The sequence below is a fragment of the Comamonas sediminis genome (assembly GCF_041107495.1).
In the GTDB taxonomy this organism is placed as follows: Bacteria; Pseudomonadota; Gammaproteobacteria; order Burkholderiales; family Burkholderiaceae_C; genus Comamonas; species Comamonas sediminis.
This window is the reverse complement of sequence record NZ_JBGBDC010000005.1, coordinates 326,449-345,216: the sequence shown is the minus strand read 5'-3', so window position 1 is coordinate 345,216 and position 18,768 is coordinate 326,449. Positions and strand designations below refer to the sequence as shown.

Here is an 18,768-nt window from a genome sequence, read left to right as displayed (position 1 = left end):
TATACTATGCGTATCGCTGCCGGCGCAGGGCTGGTGACGCATTGTGAAGGAGTGCTCGCATGAGCCATGTCATCCATCGTTCTCTGGCCCATGTGCCTCTTGTCGCAGTGGGCGGCAAAGGCGTGGAATTGTTTGACCAGGCCGGCAAGGCCTACCTGGATGCCAGCGGCGGGGCGGCGGTGTCCTGCCTGGGCCATGCGCACCCGGATGTGCTGGCGGCGATGCACCGCCAGCTCGACCAGCTGGCCTATGCCCACACCAGCTTTTTCACCACCGAGGTGCAAGAGGCGCTGGCCGACCACCTGGTCGCGCATGCACCCGCAGGCATGACCGATGTCTACTTTGTCTCCGGCGGATCCGAGGCGGTGGAAGCGGCGCTGAAAATGGCGCGCCAGTATTTCGTCGAGATCGGCCAGCCCCAGCGCACGCACTTTGTTGCGCGCCGCCAAAGCTACCACGGCAACACCTTGGGTGCCTTGGCTGTCGGCGGCAATGAATGGCGCCGCAAGCAGTTTGCCCCCATCCTGATGGACGTGGGCCGCGTGGCCCCGGCCTATGAGTACCGCGACCGCCTGGACGGCGAGAGCCAGCCCGCCTATGTGGCGCGGTTGCTGGCCGAGATCGATGCCAAGTTCCAGGCGCTGGGCCCGGACAACGTGATCGCCTTTGTGGCCGAGCCGGTGGTGGGCGCAACCCTGGGCGCGGTGGCGGCGCCACCGGGCTACTGGCAGGGACTGCGCGCGCTTTGCGACCGCTATGGCATCTTGCTGATTGCCGATGAAGTGATGTGCGGCATGGGCCGCACCGGTACCCTGCATGCAGTGGAGCAGGAGGGCATCAGCCCCGACCTGATGACCATTGCCAAGGGCCTGGGGGGCGGCTACCAGCCGATTGGCGCGGTGCTGGCACAGCGCAAGATCGTCGAAGCCATGCGCAGCGGCAGTGGCATGTTCCAGCATGGCCATACCTATATTGGCCATGCGATGGCGGCGGCGGCCGCACTGGCGGTGCAGCAGGTAATCCAGCGCGACCAGTTGCTGCCCCAGGTACTGGCACGCGGCGCCTACCTGCAAAAACAGCTGCATGCCCGCTTTGATGCGCACCCGCATGTCGGCGACATCCGGGGCCGGGGCTTGTTCTGGGGCGTGGAGCTGGTGCAGGACCGCAGCAGCAAGGCCACGTTTGACCCGGCGTTCAAGCTGCATGCCAAGGTCAAGGCCCAGGCCATGGCCCATGGCTTGCTGTGCTATCCCATGGGTGGCACGATCGATGGCCTGCATGGCGACCATGTGCTGCTGGCACCGCCCTTCATCAGCAGCGAAGCCGAGCTGGACCAGGTGGTCGAGCGGCTGGGCGATGCCATTGACACCGTGCTCGCCACGCAAGCCATTGCTGCCTGAACCCCTTGCATTTCTCGATCGGAAAGACCCTGCCCATGACGCCCTCCCAGGACCGCATGCCTCCCTTGCCCCCGGAGGCCTGGAGCGAAGAACAGCGCCGCTATGCCCAGCCCATCATTGATGGCCCGCGCGGCGCACTGATATCGCCCTTTGTGCCCTTGCTGCGCAGCCCCGAGCTGATGGACCACACCCAGCGCCTGGGCGAGTACCTGCGCTACCGCAGCGCCATCGGTGTGCGCCTGACCGAGCTGGCGATCCTGGTGACTGCCCGCCAGTGGACGCAGCAGGTGGAGTGGGCCATCCATGCGCCGATTGCGCTGCGCGAAGGGGTGAGCCAGGCGACCGTGGATGCCGTGGCCCAAGGCCGCCGCCCCGATGCGATGCCCGAGGACGAGGCCGTTGTGCATGACTTCTGCGTCGAGCTGCACCAGCAGCGCCAGGTGAGCGACGCCACCTGGGCGCGGGCCCAGCAGCGGTTTGGCGACAAGGGCGTGATGGATCTGATCGGCATCAATGGCTACTACAGCCTGCTGTCGATGGTGATGAATGCCGCGCGCACCACAGTGCCGGCATCTACGGCGCAGCCGCTGGCGCCTTTGGGTTGATCGCCGCGGCATCGCCGACAATCGGGCGATGCGTTTTTCTTCCCCCGACCAGCCCCGCTGGTCTCTTGAACCTCTGACCGCGCAGCACCTCGATGGGCTGATGCAGGTGCAGCTGGCCTGCTATGGCGCGGACTTCATGGAGAGCGCCGCGCTGTATGCCGAGCGCTTGGCCAGCCCGGTGCAGTGCTCGCTGGTGGTCGTGCAGGGCCGTGAAGTGCTGGCCTATCTGGCCGCCTACCGGTCCGTGCTGGGCAAGGTGACGCCGCTGCATGGCGGCTTTGCCTGTGCCTCCCCCGCCGATACCTTGTACCTGCATGACATGGCCGTGGCCCCTGCGCGCGCGGGCGAAGGCCTGGCCTCTGCGCTGCTGCAGGCCATGCTGCAACAGGCGCAGGCCGATGGGCTGCGCTACTCGGCCTTGGTCTCTGTGATGGGCTCGCAGCCCTATTGGCAGCGCAAGGGCTATGCGCCGCTGCTGCCCTGGTCGGCCCAAGAGCGGGATGCGCTGTACAGCTATGGCGGCGATGCGCAGTACATGGCGCAAACATTGGGCTGAGACCGGTCATCGGGCACAAAAAAGGCCAGCGCTGGGCTGGCCTGGGTGTCTTGCTGCTCGGCCCAATTACTGGTGGATGTTGCCGTTGATGGCATGCACGCGCACTTCCACCTCGGTGTTGGCCGCATTGATGATCTTCACGTCATAGGTCAGCACGCCCAGGTGGTCGTCCAGGTCCACCTCGATGGCCTTGCCGGGGGTGTGCTTCAGGGCAGTGGCGATGGCGTCGCTGATGCTGATCTTGGCAGCGGCCAGACGGTCGCTGTCCTTTTTCTCGGCGGCGCCGTCGTCCTTGTTTTCCAGCACCTGGGCGGCGTCCAGCGCGCTGAACTTGAGCTTGATCTCACGGCCTTGGGCGTTGATGCCGCTGACTTCGTAGATGGGCTGCTTTTTCTTGGTGTCGATCTCGGCTTGCAAGACCTGGAGGCCATGCTGGCTCTGTGCGCTTTGGATGGCCTGCGTCAGATCGAAACGGGCCGCTTGCATGGCGGCGATCTTTTCTGCCGTGCTGGCAAAGGCGCTGCCGCTCAGCGATGCCAGCGCGAGCGTCAAGGCCAGGGCGGTGGTGGACAGGGTGCGTTGCATGGTCAATCCTTTCAAGCTGGAATTCATTAACGATAGTATGTATTAATAATATTAATAGATTTTTAAAGGCAATAGCTTGCGCATTGTCAGTGTTTGCGCCAGCTGTTGCAGTAGGTGGAGGCCCTGCACCGCCGTAGGCCAAGACTGCCATGCCGGGCGCCTGAAGCGGCAGCCCGCTAAAATGCGGCCTTTGTCGCTTTTTTCCCCCTCCACTCCCATGGTCAACAATCAGAATATGGCGAATGCGATCCGCGCACTCGCAATGGATGCCGTTCAACAAGCCAATTCGGGCCATCCCGGCGCCCCCATGGGCATGGCCGATATGGCAGTGGCCTTGTGGAGCAAGCACCTCAAGCACAACCCGCTCAACCCCCAGTGGATCAACCGCGACCGCTTCATTCTGTCGAACGGCCACGGCTCCATGCTGATCTATGCGCTGCTGCACCTGACCGGCTATGACCTGCCGATCAGCGAGCTGAAGAACTTCCGCCAACTGCACAGCAAGACCCCCGGCCACCCCGAAGTGGACATCACCCCCGGCATCGAGACGACCACCGGCCCGCTGGGCCAGGGCATCACCAATGCGGTGGGCTTTGCGCTGGCAGAAAAGCTGCTGGCGGCTGAATTCAACCGCCCCGGCCACGATGTGGTGGACCACCACACTTATGTGTTCCTGGGCGATGGCTGCCTGATGGAAGGCATCAGCCACGAAGCCTGCGCGCTGGCCGGCGCCTGGAAGCTGAACAAGCTGATCGCGCTGTACGACGACAACGGCATCTCGATCGACGGCAAGGTGCAGCCCTGGTTTGTGGACAACAGCGCCCAGCGTTTCGAAGCCTACGGCTGGAACGTGATCGGCCCGATCGACGGCCACGACCCCAAGGCCGTAAGCGATGCGATTGCCAAGGCCAAGAAGGTCGCTGACAAGCCCACTTTCATCATCTGCAAGACCTCCATCGGCAAGGGCAGCCCGAACCGCCAGGACACCAGCAAGGCCCACGGCGAGCCGCTGGGTGCCGAAGAAATCGGCCTGACCCGCGCCGCGCTCGGCTGGAGCTCGGCACCGTTCGAGATCCCTGCCGATGTCTACGAAGCTTGGGACCACAAGACCTTTGGCGCCAAGGCCGAATCCACCTGGGATGCGCAGTTTGCTGAATACGCGAAGGCCTTCCCCGAGCTGGCCGCTGAGCTGAAGCGCCGCATGGCCGGTGACCTGCCCAAGCAGTTCGCCCAAGTGGCCGTGGAAGCCGTGGCCCAGGCCCACACCAAGGGCGAGACCGTGGCCAGCCGCAAGGCCAGCCAGCTGGCGCTGGAAGACTTCACCGCTGCGCTGCCAGAGCTACTGGGCGGCTCGGCCGACCTGACCGGCTCCAACCTGACCAACACCAAGTCGACCCCCGCCTTCCGCGTGGACGACAGCGGCGCTGTGGTCAAGACCGAAGACGGCAAGATCGGCCGCCACATCAACTACGGTGTGCGCGAGTTCGGCATGGCCGCCATCATGAACGGTGTGGCGCTGCATGGCGGCTTCATCCCCTACGGCGGCACCTTCCTGACCTTCAGCGACTACAGCCGCAATGCCATCCGCATGGCTGCGCTGATGAAGCGCCGCGTGGTGCATGTGTTCACCCATGACTCCATCGGTCTGGGCGAAGACGGCCCCACCCACCAGTCGATCGAGCACGCTGCCAGCCTGCGCCTGATCCCCAACCTGGATGTGTGGCGCCCTGCCGATACCGCCGAAACCACCGTGGCCTGGAGCGTGGCACTGAGCAACCGCAACAAGCCTACGGCGCTGCTGCTGTCGCGCCAGAACCTGCCTTACGCGCCCAAGAATGGTGATGCCATCGGCAACATCAGCCGTGGTGCCTATGTGCTGTCCGAGCCATCGGACATCGGCCTGAACAAGAAGGCGCAAGCGGTGATCATCGCCACCGGCTCTGAAGTGCAGCTGGCCTTGAAGGCCCAGCGCCTGTTGGCCGAGCGCAAGATTGCCGTGCGCGTGGTCTCCATGCCCAGCACGACCACGTTCGACCGCGAAGACGTGGCCTACAAGCGCAGCGTGCTGCCCGCTGGCCTGCCGCGCGTGGCCGTCGAGATGGGTGTGACCGACTTCTGGTGGAAGTATGGCTGCGCTGCGGTCGTGGGTATCGATACCTTTGGCGAATCGGCCCCCGCCGGCGTGCTGTTCGAGCACTTTGGCTTTACCGCCGACAACGTGGCCAACACGGTGCAAGTGGCGTTGCAAAAGGCGTAAACGCGCACTGCCTCAGCCACCCATAACGCAGGGATGCGGGCCGCAGGGCCTGCACCCTGCGTTTTTTCATGGGCGCCTGTGAGGTGTGGGTGGGTGGGTGCCGGTGACGGGACAGCGCCTATCGAGGCAGACCCTCGCCGTCATGGCGGTGCGATTGTGTGGGCTCGGAGGCCACATCGAACGCGATAAAGGCCAGCACCAGCTGCACGCCCAGGATGATGGGCAGCGCGCTGACCATGACGGTACCGGCCGTGGTGGCGACGTTGGAGACGATGGACTGCACCCAGTGGAACAGGCCAAACACGGTGCCCCAGCTGATCAGCGCCAGGCCCAGTGGCAGCTCCAGCGAGGCCACCGACATGCCGCGCAGATAGTAGTTGTAGAAAATGCGCTTGCAGAAATTGCGCAGGTGACCGGCCATGAATTCGGTCAGCACCTTGTGGATCTTGAGGTTGCTGACCTCGTCCTCGTAGCGCGAATCGATGGGGATGTCCAGGACCACTGCGCGCACCGTGTTCAGCCGGAACAGCATGTCGGTCTCGAAAAAATAGCGCTGGCTGATCTTGTGCAGCGGCAACTGTGCGGCCGTGCTGGCGGCAATGGCGGTAAAGCCATTGGTGGGGTCAAAGCTGCTCCAGTAGCCGGTGGAGAACTTGGTCATGAACGACAGCACCGCATTGCCAAAGATGCGGATGCGCGGCATGCGGGTGATCTTTTCCAGGTTGAAAAACCGGTTGCCCTTGGTGTAGTCGGCGCGGCCGCTGGCAATCGGGGCGACAAAGCGCGGCACCAGGGTCGGGTCCATCTGCCCGTCGCCATCGATCTTGACGAGCACGCCATAGCCGTCGGCAATCGCTGCGCGGTAGCCCGCCATCACCGCGCCGCCCACGCCCAGGTTGACCTCGTTGAACAGCACGCGCACGCGGGGGTCCTGGCAGTGTTCCTGCACAAAGCGGCCGCTGCCGTCGGGGCAGCAGTCGTCGACGATGTAGATGCCATCGACCTCCGGGCCAATCTCGGCAACCACCGCCAGGATGTGGCGCGTGACCTTGTAGCAGGGAATGATGACTGCCGTGCGCAGGCTGGAGGGCGAAGAGGGGTGCGACAGACTCATGGCGTTTGTGAGGCGGCCCACCATCTGGGGCGGTGTTGCTGCAGGCTATGGATGACGGTGACGGGAGGCCCCCGTGCTGCCCAGGATTGTTGCACAGCCTGAGCCATGGGCTGCCCACGGCTGCTGCGCGCTGGCAGTCACGCCGGCGATAGCTGGCCGGGGGCGGGCAATGGCCCACTATTCCATGGCCCAGCCAGTGTTCTCTACAATACGCGGCAAAATCAGACCGCCCCGTCCCTGCACCGCCATCCTGGGTGCCCGGGGCCGCGGGCTTGCGGGTCTGGCCAGTCCGGTAAAGCGGCGCTTGCGGCAGCAAGCGTGACCCAGGCCGGAGGGCATGCGGCATTTCATTACTTGGAGATCACTATGGCAATCAAGGTAGGCATCAACGGCTTTGGCCGTATCGGCCGCAATGTGCTGCGCTCTGCGGTGCAGAATTTTTCCGATATCGAGATCGTTGCGATCAACGACCTGCTCGAGCCTGACTACCTGGCCTACATGCTGCAATACGACAGCGTGCACGGCCGCTTCCAGGGCACGATTGCTGTCGAAGGCAACACCTTGATCGTCAACGGCAAGAAGATCCGCCTGACGCAAGAGCGCGACCCTGCCAACCTGAAGTGGAACGAAGTCGGCGCCGATGTGGTGATCGAGTCCACCGGTCTGTTCCTGACCAAGGAAACGGCACAAAAGCACATCGATGCGGGCGCCAAGAAGGTGATTCTGTCGGCCCCATCGAAGGACGACACCCCCATGTTCGTGTTTGGCGTGAACTGCAAGACCTATGCCGGTCAAGCCATCATCTCCAACGCATCCTGCACCACCAACTGCCTGGCACCTGTGGCCAAGGTGCTGAACGACAAGTGGGGCATCAAGCGCGGCCTGATGACCACGGTGCACGCAGCGACTGCGACGCAAAAGACCGTGGACGGCCCGTCGAACAAGGACTGGCGCGGCGGCCGTGGCATTCTGGAAAACATCATCCCCTCGAGCACCGGCGCTGCCAAGGCCGTGGGCGTGGTCATTCCCGAGCTGAACAAGAAGCTGACCGGCATGTCCTTCCGCGTGCCCACCTCGGACGTGTCCGTGGTCGACCTGACCGTGGAGCTGAACAGCGAAGCGACCTACGAAGAGATCTGCGCCGAGATGAAGGCCCAGTCGCAAGGCGCGCTCAAGGGCGTGCTGGGTTACACCGAAGACAAGGTGGTGGCCACCGACTTCCGTGGCGAGACCTGCACCTCGGTGTTCGACGCCGAAGCCGGTATTGCACTGGACAAAACCTTTGTGAAGGTCGTCTCCTGGTACGACAACGAGTGGGGCTATTCGAACAAGTGCCTGGAGATGGTGCGCGTCGTTACCTCCAAGTAAGCGCTTTGCGCGGTCTGTGCCCGGGCCGTGGCCCAGGGCATGCGACACACAGAACCAGCACCGGCAACGGCGCTGGTTTTTTTGTGCCCGTTTGCAACCGTGGTTTGGCAGAAAAGCCTATATTGCCGTATCGAACCAAGGAGATATAGCGATATGGCGCAGCAGGCACAAGCCCAGGCACAGAGCACGACCAGCAACTACCGCGTGGATCTGCACAACCCCCAAGGCCATGCATGGCATGGTGATGAGCCGCAGGCCGTTGGCGGCGGGGATACGGCGCCCAGCCCCATGCAGCTGCTGCTGTCGGCCCTGGGTGCCTGCACGACGATCACGGTGCAGATGTATGCACAGCGCAAGGCCTGGCCGCTGACGGGCGTGAAGGTGGAGCTGGCGCTGAACCCCGATGGCAGTGCCGCTTTGGGCAACGACATCGTGCGCAGCATTCAGCTGGAAGGTGATTTGAGCGAGGAGCAGCGCAGCCGGCTCAAGCAGATTGCAGAAGCCTGCCCGGTGCACAAGTTGCTGGTGGGGGAGGTGAGGGTGGTCACGGCGCTGGCTTGAGCATGCCAATGCATGCGCGGGCGGGCCGGACACCCGGAATAAAGCAGGCCCTTGCAGGCATGCGGGGAACGCACTTCACAGTGCCATGACAGCCGTCAACCGTTGAAACGGCGCATGGCTCCAACAGGAGGCGTGGCGGCGTGTCAACAGCGTCAAGGCGGTTTACTGCACCACAATGTTGCGGTGGTCCACGTGGTAGTCAAAGTCCGGCTTGGCCAGCGAGACGGTCACGGGTTGGCCTTCGATGGTCCAGGACAGCACAAAGCTGGCAATGGCCGTCGAGACATCCACTTCCATGGGGGTGGGAATGGTTTCCAGCTGACCGTCTCCGATACGGTGCTGAACAATGCCTACCACGCGAGCCTTGAAGTTCTCGGGGTAGTTGTGGGAGTGTTGAGTCGTCATTGGTTGTCTCCTTTCCATGAGGGGGCACCGAATTCCAGCTTTGCAGCCGGGGCTGCAAAGCCGCAATGATGAAAACCGCCAGCACGACCTGGCAAATCTGAGAGTTACACCGGCTGCCAGAGCGAATCTCTGAGAGCCTGTCGTCGCGCCACGCAATCTTGGCGCTAACACGTTGAATGTGGCAGCCATGCCCTCTCTGGTCACAACTGCCTCACCACTTGTTTGTACCATACTGCCAAGGCAATCATGTGTAGGCGTGTTTCGGCGGAATCTGCGCGAGCCGGCAGCAGGCGCTGATCAAGGAGATGGAAGATGGATAACAAGGCATTGCGTCACTACCCTGGACGGGTGGCCGATGTAGGTGGTGTTCCGGTGTTGCGTGCACTGCCGCAGCGCGGGCGGCGCATGGTGGGCGCCTGGTGTTTTCTGGACCACGCGGGCCCTTCGCACTTTGAGAGCGGGCCCGGCATGCAGGTGGGGCCGCACCCGCACACCTGTCTGCAGACCTTCACCTGGATGATCGAGGGCGAGATCCTGCACCGCGACAGTCTGGGCAGCGAGCAGCCGATTCGCCCCGGCCAGGTCAACCTGATGACCGCTGGCAAGGGCATCGCGCATTCGGAAGAGAGCCTGGGCAAGCCGGACTTTCATGCGGTGCAGCTGTGGATTGCGCTGCCCAAGGACCAGCGCTTTATGCCGCCGCGCTTCCAGCATTACCCGCAGTTGCCCCGGCTGCAGCAGCAGGGCATCCAGATGACGGTGCTGGCCGGTGACTGGCTGGGCCAGCAGGCGCCGACCGAGGTGCACAGCCCGCTGGTGGCAGTGGATATGGAGGCGGCGCAGGCCACGAGCGCTACCTTGGCACTGCGGCCCGATTTTGAGTATGCGGTGCTCTGCCTGTACGGCGATCTGCAGGTCAATGGCGAGCCTGCCCCCGGCAATGAGCTGGTCTACCTGCCCGATGGGCAGACGAGCCTGGATCTGCAATCCGGCGCCGGCAGCCGCTGCATTCTGCTGGGCGGCACGCCCTATGAAGGCGGCGTGATGATCTGGTGGAACTTTGTCGGCCAGAGCCAGGAAGAGATCGAAGGCTTTTTGCGCGACTGGCAGAACGGCGAAGGCTTCGGGGCGCCCGTCGCATCGCCCTTGCCGGCGCTGGTGCCTCCCTCGCTGGAGGGCGTGCATTTGCGCAGCCCGGGCGAGGCACTTGCCAAGCAGGGTTAGGCGTTGGCCATGCGGCGGTGCAAGGTAAAGGGCGGCAGGCTGGCCAGCAGCCGCTGGCCATAGCCGGTACGCACCAGGCGCTTGTCGTAGCAGTAGACATGGGCCTGGTCCACCTCGGTGCGGATCGCGCGGCCCACCCACTGGGCCAGGCGGATGGCGGTAGCGGGCACCACGATCTCGCTGAACGGATCGCGGCCCGAGTTCTTCAGCCACTCGGCGCGGGCCTCGTCGACGGGGTCATCGGGCGGCGCAAACGGCAGCTTGGTGATGAACAGCGATTCACACAGCGCGCCGGGCAGGTCCAGCCCCTCGCCAAAGCTTTGCATGCCAAAGATGATGCTGGGCAGGCCGGCGGCCACGCGCTCGCGGTGCTGGTGCAGCAGCTGGCTGCGCGGCAAGGTGTTTTGCACCAGCACGTGCTGGCGCATCGCCGTGGGCAGCGCATCGACCGCCAAGCGCATCTGCTCGCGCGAGGTGAACAGCACCAGGCCGCCCGATTGCACCTGGGCCAGGTCTTCGAGCAGCGCATCCACCATCTCGCTGGTGAACTGCTGGGGCGTGCGCGGGTCGGCCTGGGTCTCGGTGACGACCAGACTGCCTTGCTCGGCGTAGTTGAAGGGGCTGGCGACTTCCAGTGTGGAGACGGCCGTATCGTTGTACAGGCCCGATTCGCGCAGGAAGAAATCGAACTGGCCGCCGCTGGTGAGCGTGGCCGACGTGAGCACGGCGCCGCGCACCTGGCTCCAGAGATGGTGGCGCAGGGTGGAGCCGGGGATCACCGGGCTGGCATAGGCCTTGATGGCGACAAAATCGCCCACGACATCCAAGGTGAACCACTTGGCTGCCGGCACACTGCCCTGAGGCGCATCCTGCAGCAGCAGCTGGGTGGTGTCGTGCACGGCTTCCAGGCGCGGGGCCAGGCTGCCTACCTGGGCATACAGGGTGGACAGGCGCTTGGCCTCATCGGGCCGGTCGCGCATCTGCGAGCGCAAGGCCTTGGAGATGGCCTGCAGTACATCCAGGAAGGCGCTGGCGTGGTGCGCGGCCTGGGCCAGCGGCTCGACCAGCGCAGGGGGCAGCTCGCCACGCGGCAGGCGCACGCGGGCAGGGCCCCGGCCGCCCGATTGCAGCTGCTGGCGCATGCCTTCGCCGTACTCGTCCATCAGCAGCCTTGCGCAATCCTGCAAATGCTGGCGCAGTTGGGCGGAATGGCGCGGGATGTCGGCTATCTCGCTGACCTCCACCAACCCGCCTACGCGCTGCGCGCGGCTGGCGAGCTTGTCGATCCAGGTGAGCTGGCTCAGGTTCATCTCACAGGCAAACTGCGACAGCGCGGTGCCGGGCAGGTGGTGGGCCTCGTCGAGGATCAGCAGGCAGTTGTCCAGCTCGGGCAGCAGGCGTGCGCCCAAGGTGGACAGCAGCAGATCATGGTTGGCCACCAGCACCTGGGCCTGGACCAGGTCCTTGCGCTTTTCGTAATAGGTGCAGCTGCCAAACACCGGGCAGTGCTTTCCGGTGCAGGAACTGCCTTCGGCAGCGACCGGGCTCCAGACCTCGGGCTCGGGCGGGGTGTCCAGGCTGTCGCGGTCGCCATCCCAGCCCCGCGTGGTCAGCGCATCGGCCATGCTGGTGTAGAACTGCAGGCGCGCGGCATTCTCTTGCGGGCTGCGTTGCGATTGGCGTGCCTGCGCGGCTTCTTCAGGAAAGAAATCGTCGTCGATGGGCTCGCCGCCGTCCGTGCCATCGCCCTGGGCCACACTGGCCAGGCGCTCCAGCTTGAGCTTGCAGACATAGCGGCCCCGGCCCTTGGCCAGCGCGTATTTGAAAGGCTGGTCCATCTGCTGGGCCAGTGCCGGCAAATCCTTGTTCACCAGCTGCTCCTGCAGCGCCACGGTGGCCGTCGAGATCAGCACCCGGGTGCCGCGCTCCAGCGCCATCGCAATCGCCGGCACTGCATAGGCCAGCGATTTGCCGACCCCCGTGCCGGCCTGGATCACCGCAATGGCGCGTTGCGGCTCCTCGTCTTCTTCAAGCTTGCCCAGCTGCGCTGCAGCAAAGGTCTCCGCTACTTTTTCGGCCATCAGCCGCTGGCCGGGGCGCGAGCGAAAGCCACCCTCGACATTGACCATGCGATCGAAGGCGGAAACAGCGTTGCGGGCCCATTCGGAATTAGACATAGGCGGGAAGTGTGGCATGGATTGGCCGTGGCGGCAGGTACTGGGGTTTTATGCGGTAGTCACCGAAACCCAGGTGGCAGTCAGGGGAAGGTGGAGGTGTTTGTCCACTGTGCAAAGGGCTTGTAGTGACATTTGGCAGCAATCCGTTGCGGCCATGCACAGTAGAATCATGCGGCTGTTCAAATAAGCTATTTGAACGGGGTAAAAGAATTTTCTGTTTCTGGCAGTAAACACGCCGCAAAGGGACATGCTTCGCTTTGGCCTTATCTTGGCCTCATGCCATGTCCCTGTGAATCAAGGTTGGAATGGCCAATTATCAAATTACAACCACAGTCCTGGGCGTGCTTTTTGCCGCTGTGATTCTGTTTCTGATCCGGGGTGACAGGCTGTATTTGCGCCTGGGCCTTTTCTGGATGGCCGTCGCGCTGCTGGCCGTGCTGCTGGGCGTGTGGCCGCGCATGCTCGACCACTTTGCCGATGGCCTGGGCATCCGTTATTCACCGACCTTGCTGCTGGTCTGCGCCGTTGGCGTCTTGTTCATCAAAGCGTTGCATGCGGACATGGTCAACACCCGCATCGAGCGGCAGGTGCGGCGCCTCAACCAAAGTTTGGCGCTGCTGCAGCTGAAGAATCAGCAGACGGCCGATGAGAAGCGCTAGGACGCCCATCCACTGAGATTATTTGAATGTCAAATCTTACGCCTGTCATCCTCTGCGGTGGCAGTGGAACCCGCCTGTGGCCCCTCTCGCGTGAACACCATCCCAAGCAGTTTCTAAGCCTGGGCGGTGATGGCCAGTCCATGCTGCAGAACACAGCTAGGCGTTTGCAGGGCGTCCACTCTGCGATCGTTCAAACCAGCCCAGTGCTGGTCTGCAATGCCGACCACCGCTTTTTGGCTGCACAGCAACTGCAGGAGCAGGGGATTACCGACGCCAAGCTGGTACTGGAGCCTGCGGGAAAAAATACCGCACCTGCGCTGACCTTGGCTGCTTTGGTGGCAGAGGCCGATGCTGTACTTCTGGCCATGCCCGCAGACCATGTGATGACCCGGCCGGAGGAGTTGCATCGTGCTGTGGAAGCGGCCTGGCCGCTGGCCAGTGAAGGCGCGATGGTCACCTTTGGCATTGTGGCTGACCGGCCTGAGACGGGCTATGGCTATATCCAAAAGGGCGCTGCTGCTGGCCACGGCGCCTTTGGTATTCAGACCTTTGCTGAAAAACCATCGTTGGAAGTAGCTGAACACTACCTGCGAAGTGGTCAGTACCTGTGGAACAGCGGGTTGTTCATGGTGCGTGCCGACCAGTGGCTCAAGGCCATGGCTGTGCTGCAGCCCACCATGCTGCAAGCCTGTGAGCAGGCCATGGCGCAGAGCAGCCGCGACTTGGACTTTATACGCCCCGATGCCGACATGTTTGCCTCCTGCCCATCGGACTCCATCGACTATGCAGTGATGGAGAAGCTGCCGGTTCGCCCTGAGTTGGGCGTTCCCGCATGCGTCATACCGCTGGATGCAGGGTGGTCCGATTTGGGGGCCTGGGATGCGCTGTGGGATGTTTTGCCGCGTGACGAACAAGGCAATGCCGGCAGCGGTGAAACCTTGGCCATCGATACCCGCAACAGCCTGCTTTTTTCGGAAAGCCGCTTGATCGCTACGGTGGGACTGGACAATGTGGTGATCGTCGAGACCGCCGATGCGGTCCTCGTCGCTGATAAAGCGCGCACCCAGGATGTGAAGAAGGTGGTGGCTGAGCTCAAGGCCCAGAACCGCAGCATGGCCTCGGCCCACCGCAAGGTGCACCGCCCCTGGGGCTGGTACGACAGCATCGACAGCGGTAGCCGTTTCCAGGTCAAGCGCATCGTCGTCAATCCGGGCGCACAGCTGAGCCTGCAGATGCACCACCACCGTGCCGAGCATTGGATTGTGGTGAAAGGTACCGCACAGGTGACCAAGGGGGAGGAGACCTTCTTGCTGGGTGAGAACGAGTCGACATTTATCCCTTTAGGTCATGTTCACCGCCTCTCCAATCCGGGAAAGCTCCCATTGGAGATTATTGAAGTTCAGTCGGGCGCTTATCTCGGCGAAGACGATATTGTTCGAATTCAAAGCGATTACTAAAATCGCAAATATAAGAAATATTTTTAGAGCTTTATGTCTAGTGATCGAGTCAGCATCATTTCGCCATTCACTTCCTTTTTAAAACACCGGAGGTTGATTTTTGACTTGGCAAAACGAGAAATAGCAAGTCGCTACAAGGGGTCTGCAGCAGGTCTACTTTGGTCGTTTTTCAACCCACTTCTGATGTTGGCAGTATACACATTTGTGTTTAGTGTGATTTTTCAGTCCAAGTGGGCGGGCGGAAGTGGTTCAAAGACAGAGTTCGCGCTGGTGCTGTTTGCGGGGCTTATTATTTTCAGTTTGGTATCGGAGGTAATAGGTCGCGCACCAGTTCTCATCGTAGGAAATATAAACTATGTGAAAAAAATTATTTTTCCCATTGAAATATTGCCATACGTCACTGTCGCATCAGCATTTTTTCAGTTTGTAGCAAGCATCTTTGTCTGGCTAGTCTTTTACTTTGCATTTTTTGGGATTCCGCCAATCACTATTTTTCTATTACCACTGGTCATGATTCCAATTGTGCTGTTGACTTTAGGTTTCTCGTGGATGCTAGCCTCCTTGGGTGTTTATCTTCGAGATACACCTCAAGTGATTGCAATCAGCATCACGATACTTATGTTTTTGTCCCCCATTTTTTACTCAACTGCCTCTATTCCTGCTGATTATCGACAACTGCTTCAGTTGAACCCTTTGACCTTTGCAATTGAAACTGCTCGGGACGTCATGTTGTGGGGGAAGCCGGTTCTATGGGTAATGTGGCTAAAACAGACCGGTATTGCTTTGTTTGTATTTGTAATTGGATTTGCCTGGTTTCAAAAAACCCGAGGAGGTTTTGCTGATGTCCTCTAAATCCATCATTGAGGTAAGCAATCTCGGTAAATGCTATGAGATATATAGCGAGCCTCGCGATCGACTAAAACAATATTTGGCGCAAGGACTGGCAAAGCTGGGAAATTACCAGTCAAAGAAGTACTATCGAGAATTTTGGGCTTTGCAGGATGTATCCTTTAGTATCGGCAAAGGAGAAACGGTAGGCATTATTGGCCAAAATGGCAGCGGAAAATCTACTCTCTTGCAATTGATCTGTGGGACTCTGAGGCCCACAACAGGCGAAGCCAATGTACAGGGCCGCATTGCTGCACTTTTGGAGCTAGGTGCTGGTTTCAATCCGGAGTTTACCGGTCGCGAAAATGCATATCTGAATGCTGCTATTTTGGGGATTCCTCGTGAGGCAATGGAGTCAAGAATGCAAGATGTGCTTGATTTTTCCGAGCTAGGGGATTTTTTAGATCAGCCCGTTAAAACATATTCCAGTGGAATGTATGCACGCTTGGCATTTGCGGTGGCAATTCATGTCGATCCAGAAATTCTTATCGTTGATGAGGCATTGGCGGTTGGTGATGCTCGATTTACCGCCAAATGCATGCGCCGTATCAAGGACATTCAAGCGCAAGGCTCGTCTATCTTATTTGTAAGCCACGATGTAGGATCAGTTCGTACGCTCTGTCAACGCGCCATATGGATCAACCAAGGTAAGTTGATTGACGATGGTGATGTGTTTCCAGTCACAGGCAGATACACGGCATATATGTTTCGTGACGAAGTGGCTGATGAACATGCGAGTCAAATTGCAGATGCCAATGCCGGGATGGATACTCCGACAACCGATTCGCCTCAATCATTGGTAGAAGAAAATTCCCTCAAACCCATCACCCATTGGGGATCACAAGTTGGAATTATAAAATCTGCTGAAATAGTAGACGAGCATTTGGCCCAAAAAAATGTATTCTCCTGGGGGGAGAGGCTGAAGGTTGTGATCGAAGTTGATATCCCAAAAGACCTACCATTGGAGAATATAAGTCTGGCATTTTCGATCAAAGACCTTAAAGGTACTGATCTTATTGTCTCCACAACACATGATTTTGACAAGCTAGCCTTTGTTGATAGTGGAAATGTCAAAGTTTTGTTTGAGTTTACAAACCATCTCACTGAGGGAAAGTACCTGTTGGTGGTCGCGGTGGAAAACAGGCAGCACAGAGACATACATTACTATGAATATATAGAGGGTGCGCAATATTTTGCCTCTGAGTCAGAGCACCGCATGTTTGGGTTGTTTCAGCCCTCCATCAAAAAATCATCTATCCAGCTAACACCATGACCATTGCCAAAAACATCAACTCTCAACCTTATTGGGATATGCGGTTTTCCTCAGACTGGGACTCCTTAAACGGGCCTGCTCAGTCTAGGGGTTTTGCATGGTTGGCGCTTCAAGAAATTCCAGAGTGGTTGCTGCGAACGATTCGCCAAGATGCGCTAACTGTCGTGGATTGGGGTTGCGCCCAAGGCGAAGGAACAAATGTTTGGGCGAGCTACGTACCGGCAGCCAATCTTTTTGGTGTTGATTTTTCTCCAGCAGCCATCGAAAAAGCCAAAGAAAAATATCCGAATATCAGTTTTGAATGCAGTGATTGGTTGAGCGCTGAGGCATCTTCTCAACCCTTTGATATTGTTTTTTCATCCAACACACTGGAGCACTTTTCTGATCCTTACGCCGTTTTGCAGCAACTGGAAAAACGTGCACGGAAAGCGATTGTACTTTTGCTTCCATATAAAGAACTAAACCGTATCGATGAGCATGAGTATACATTTTTACCCCAAAATATACCTGCAAAATTAGACAATGGCTTTTCTTTAGTATGGACTAAAGTATCGGGACCTCATGATTTTTGGAATGGTGAGCAGGTATTGCTCGTCTATGCTAAAGACGATTGGGTGGAAAAATTAAATCTTTCACTGCGCGAGCTTTCTATTGAGAGCGACAATTCCAACAGCTTCAAAAATGAGCTGACTGAGTCTCAGAAAATGAATTCTGACCTCCAAGTGCAGTTGGCAGATCTTCAAGGTAGGTGCAATAGGCTTGAAGAGCAATCTATGCATGCCCGTGTGGAGATTGAGCAAGCCAAGCTCGCTCTTGAGGAAAACGAGCAGGCGAAGCATAGCTTTACGAAGATACAGCAAGAAAATAATATTAAGCTCGATAGTTTGCAAAAGGAAATCGCGTTACGTGATGCAGAATCGTCGCAGTTGCGCTATGAACTTAAAAATTTTCGAGCATCTGCATCTTGGCGAATTACATCACCACTGCGGAGTTTATATAAATCGGTCAGTAAAATTGGAACACCGGCTTTTCTGAGCTTGCCAGCTGGATTGCAAAAATCCATTCTTCATAGAGTTAATCCCGTCGCACATCCGTTGTCGAAGAATATAGAGCAGTTCAATAATCTACGTGATATTTCGTGGGAGAATTTTACCAAGAACATATTGGCACATCGTGGTCGGTATAAAGGAATATTTATCCAAGAGGCCGTGATTGATTGGAATGTCCCATTGTATCAGCGTCCACAGCATATAGCGGTGGCAATGGCTCGGCAAGGCTATTTAGTTATATACCGGACGGAGAATTGGGCAGCGGATGATGTTAACGGCTTTCGGGAGGTTGAGAAAAATGTATGGATCACTAATTGTAGTGAGGTCGATGAAATAGATGATGTGATTCGTTCAATATATTCCACTGCATATGCAACATCTGTGGAAAATATTAAAAAACTCCGTGCCAAAGGGACCGTGCTTTATGAATACATTGACCATATTGATGCAGAAATATCTGGAAATGAAAATATAAAAGATCTAATATCCCTGAAGGATTTTGCCTTTTCCGGTGGGGCGGATTATATTATCGCATCTGCGCAAATACTGTACGATGAAGCAGAATCAAAAGTTGGCGATAATAAAACTATTATGGTAAAAAATGGCGTAGATATACTCCATTATCGTAACCCTCTGCATAAAACTAGAGAGCTTCCTGAATCATTGATGGATTTCAAGAGGAAATTTAAGTACGTAGTTGGATATTTTGGTGCGCTTGCGCCATGGCTCTGGTATGAAACTATTGCTGAGCTTGTCCATCAGAAAAGTGATGTGGGTTTTGTGTTTATTGGTCCTGATTACTATGGTGGGATAGATAGTTTACCCAAGGCAGATAATGTGCTTTATTTGGGGACGGTGGACTATAAAATACTTCCCTCCTACGGAATGAGTTTCGATGTGTGTCTGATACCGTTTAAACCAGGAGATATTGCAAAAACCACTTCACCGTTAAAACTTTTTGAATATTTTGCTTTGGAAAAACCAGTCGTGGTTACCTCAGACATGGCTGAATGTGTTCGATATCCAGAAGTTTTTCACGGAGCTTCTGCAGATGCGCTATCCACAGCCATCGACCAAGCCATTGCCATCAAGGATGACGTTGCATTTAAAAAGCGCCTATCTGCGCTTGCGGATGAGAACAGTTGGGATATGCGTGCCGCAAGCCTGATCGCCGGTATGAAGAACTAAGG

At 58.6% G+C, this 18,768-nt stretch carries 16 protein-coding genes; 12 read left to right on the top strand and 4 right to left on the bottom strand.

Annotated features, from left to right (window positions below):
- The first annotated feature begins 59 nt into the window (after positions 1 to 59).
- The 3 genes from AB7A72_RS13645 to AB7A72_RS13635 are packed head-to-tail and all read left to right on the top strand — an operon-like array spanning position 60 to position 2,561.
- Entirely contained in the window at positions 60 to 1,400 is a 1,341-nt protein-coding gene (locus tag AB7A72_RS13645; protein WP_312414747.1) for an aspartate aminotransferase family protein, read from the top strand.
- 35 nt (positions 1,401 to 1,435) lie between these two features.
- On the top strand, positions 1,436 to 2,005 hold the full coding sequence (locus tag AB7A72_RS13640; RefSeq protein ID WP_369460292.1) for a carboxymuconolactone decarboxylase family protein: 570 nt from the start codon (positions 1,436 to 1,438) through the stop codon (positions 2,003 to 2,005).
- A gap of 28 nt (positions 2,006 to 2,033) precedes the next feature.
- The gene (locus AB7A72_RS13635) at positions 2,034 to 2,561 is read left to right on the top strand and encodes a GNAT family N-acetyltransferase (protein ID WP_369460291.1); all 528 of its coding nucleotides are present in this window, start codon (positions 2,034 to 2,036) and stop codon (positions 2,559 to 2,561) included.
- A gap of 66 nt (positions 2,562 to 2,627) precedes the next feature.
- On the opposite strand, the gene AB7A72_RS13630 is transcribed toward AB7A72_RS13635, so the two are convergent.
- Positions 2,628 to 3,146, bottom strand: a complete 519-nt coding sequence (locus tag AB7A72_RS13630) for a PepSY domain-containing protein (protein ID WP_312453491.1) — start codon at positions 3,144 to 3,146, stop codon at positions 2,628 to 2,630.
- Positions 3,147 to 3,363: 217 nt separating this feature from the next.
- Here AB7A72_RS13630 and tkt point away from each other — a divergent pair, with 217 nt between their 5' ends.
- On the top strand, positions 3,364 to 5,403 hold the full coding sequence (gene tkt / locus AB7A72_RS13625; RefSeq protein ID WP_239809983.1) for a transketolase: 2,040 nt from the start codon (positions 3,364 to 3,366) through the stop codon (positions 5,401 to 5,403).
- 118 nt (positions 5,404 to 5,521) lie between these two features.
- Here the strand turns inward: tkt and AB7A72_RS13620 are convergent, their stop codons facing one another.
- Complete coding sequence (locus AB7A72_RS13620; RefSeq protein WP_239809982.1) at positions 5,522 to 6,517, bottom strand: glycosyltransferase family 2 protein; 996 nt, start codon at positions 6,515 to 6,517, stop codon at positions 5,522 to 5,524.
- A gap of 366 nt (positions 6,518 to 6,883) precedes the next feature.
- Between AB7A72_RS13620 and gap the strand changes: the two genes are divergently transcribed.
- Both gap and AB7A72_RS13610 read left to right on the top strand, forming a co-directional pair.
- Positions 6,884 to 7,885 (top strand): type I glyceraldehyde-3-phosphate dehydrogenase, encoded by a 1,002-nt coding sequence (gene gap / locus AB7A72_RS13615; RefSeq protein ID WP_239809981.1) that lies wholly within the window; start codon positions 6,884 to 6,886, stop codon positions 7,883 to 7,885.
- A gap of 153 nt (positions 7,886 to 8,038) precedes the next feature.
- Positions 8,039 to 8,446, top strand: coding sequence for an OsmC family protein (locus tag AB7A72_RS13610; protein ID WP_239809980.1), 408 nt, complete (start codon positions 8,039 to 8,041; stop codon positions 8,444 to 8,446).
- 162 nt (positions 8,447 to 8,608) lie between these two features.
- Here the strand turns inward: AB7A72_RS13610 and AB7A72_RS13605 are convergent, their stop codons facing one another.
- Positions 8,609 to 8,851 carry a hypothetical protein gene (locus tag AB7A72_RS13605; protein WP_239809979.1) on the bottom strand — a complete coding sequence of 81 codons (243 nt, stop codon included), beginning with the start codon at positions 8,849 to 8,851 and terminating at the stop codon, positions 8,609 to 8,611.
- Between the two features lie 312 nt (positions 8,852 to 9,163).
- On the opposite strand from AB7A72_RS13605, the gene AB7A72_RS13600 reads away from it, so the two are divergent.
- Complete coding sequence (locus tag AB7A72_RS13600; RefSeq protein WP_369460290.1) at positions 9,164 to 10,075, top strand: pirin family protein; 912 nt, start codon at positions 9,164 to 9,166, stop codon at positions 10,073 to 10,075.
- Here AB7A72_RS13600 and dinG read toward each other — a convergent pair.
- On the bottom strand, positions 10,072 to 12,252 hold the full coding sequence (dinG, locus tag AB7A72_RS13595; RefSeq protein WP_312834908.1) for an ATP-dependent DNA helicase DinG: 2,181 nt from the start codon (positions 12,250 to 12,252) through the stop codon (positions 10,072 to 10,074). The genes AB7A72_RS13600 and dinG overlap by 4 nt on opposite strands.
- 305 nt (positions 12,253 to 12,557) lie before the next feature.
- Between dinG and AB7A72_RS13590 the strand changes: the two genes are divergently transcribed.
- Genes AB7A72_RS13590 through AB7A72_RS13570 form a run of 5 tightly spaced genes read left to right on the top strand, consistent with a single transcriptional unit; the run spans position 12,558 to position 18,766 of the window.
- Positions 12,558 to 12,911 carry a DUF2304 domain-containing protein gene (locus AB7A72_RS13590; protein ID WP_369460289.1) on the top strand — a complete coding sequence of 118 codons (354 nt, stop codon included), beginning with the start codon at positions 12,558 to 12,560 and terminating at the stop codon, positions 12,909 to 12,911.
- Between the two features lie 26 nt (positions 12,912 to 12,937).
- Positions 12,938 to 14,368, top strand: a complete 1,431-nt coding sequence (locus AB7A72_RS13585) for a mannose-1-phosphate guanylyltransferase/mannose-6-phosphate isomerase (RefSeq protein WP_369460288.1) — start codon at positions 12,938 to 12,940, stop codon at positions 14,366 to 14,368.
- A gap of 33 nt (positions 14,369 to 14,401) precedes the next feature.
- Positions 14,402 to 15,220 carry an ABC transporter permease gene (locus AB7A72_RS13580; protein ID WP_369460287.1) on the top strand — a complete coding sequence of 273 codons (819 nt, stop codon included), beginning with the start codon at positions 14,402 to 14,404 and terminating at the stop codon, positions 15,218 to 15,220.
- Entirely contained in the window at positions 15,210 to 16,529 is a 1,320-nt protein-coding gene (locus AB7A72_RS13575) for an ABC transporter ATP-binding protein (protein WP_369460286.1), read from the top strand. Before AB7A72_RS13580 ends, AB7A72_RS13575 begins: the two co-directional genes overlap by 11 nt.
- A complete protein-coding gene (locus tag AB7A72_RS13570; protein WP_369460285.1) occupies positions 16,526 to 18,766 on the top strand; it encodes a methyltransferase domain-containing protein in 2,241 nt (746 codons plus the stop codon). The genes AB7A72_RS13575 and AB7A72_RS13570 overlap by 4 nt, the downstream gene beginning before the upstream one ends.
- Positions 18,767 to 18,768 lie beyond the last annotated feature (2 nt).

Coding starts and splice junctions, on each gene's coding strand:
- AB7A72_RS13600 (WP_369460290.1), top strand. CDS start 9,164: ATGGATAACAAGGCATTGCGTCACTACCCTGGACGGGTGGCCGATGTA.
- AB7A72_RS13590 (WP_369460289.1), top strand. CDS start 12,558: ATGGCCAATTATCAAATTACAACCACAGTCCTGGGCGTGCTTTTTGCC.
- AB7A72_RS13635 (WP_369460291.1), top strand. CDS start 2,034: ATGCGTTTTTCTTCCCCCGACCAGCCCCGCTGGTCTCTTGAACCTCTG.
- AB7A72_RS13570 (WP_369460285.1), top strand. CDS start 16,526: ATGACCATTGCCAAAAACATCAACTCTCAACCTTATTGGGATATGCGG.
- dinG (WP_312834908.1), bottom strand. CDS start 12,252: ATGTCTAATTCCGAATGGGCCCGCAACGCTGTTTCCGCCTTCGATCGC.
- AB7A72_RS13630 (WP_312453491.1), bottom strand. CDS start 3,146: ATGCAACGCACCCTGTCCACCACCGCCCTGGCCTTGACGCTCGCGCTG.
- gap (WP_239809981.1), top strand. CDS start 6,884: ATGGCAATCAAGGTAGGCATCAACGGCTTTGGCCGTATCGGCCGCAAT.
- AB7A72_RS13645 (WP_312414747.1), top strand. CDS start 60: ATGAGCCATGTCATCCATCGTTCTCTGGCCCATGTGCCTCTTGTCGCA.
- tkt (WP_239809983.1), top strand. CDS start 3,364: ATGGTCAACAATCAGAATATGGCGAATGCGATCCGCGCACTCGCAATG.
- AB7A72_RS13585 (WP_369460288.1), top strand. CDS start 12,938: ATGTCAAATCTTACGCCTGTCATCCTCTGCGGTGGCAGTGGAACCCGC.
- AB7A72_RS13640 (WP_369460292.1), top strand. CDS start 1,436: ATGACGCCCTCCCAGGACCGCATGCCTCCCTTGCCCCCGGAGGCCTGG.
- AB7A72_RS13610 (WP_239809980.1), top strand. CDS start 8,039: ATGGCGCAGCAGGCACAAGCCCAGGCACAGAGCACGACCAGCAACTAC.
- AB7A72_RS13580 (WP_369460287.1), top strand. CDS start 14,402: ATGTCTAGTGATCGAGTCAGCATCATTTCGCCATTCACTTCCTTTTTA.
- AB7A72_RS13620 (WP_239809982.1), bottom strand. CDS start 6,517: ATGAGTCTGTCGCACCCCTCTTCGCCCTCCAGCCTGCGCACGGCAGTC.
- AB7A72_RS13575 (WP_369460286.1), top strand. CDS start 15,210: ATGTCCTCTAAATCCATCATTGAGGTAAGCAATCTCGGTAAATGCTAT.
- AB7A72_RS13605 (WP_239809979.1), bottom strand. CDS start 8,851: ATGACGACTCAACACTCCCACAACTACCCCGAGAACTTCAAGGCTCGC.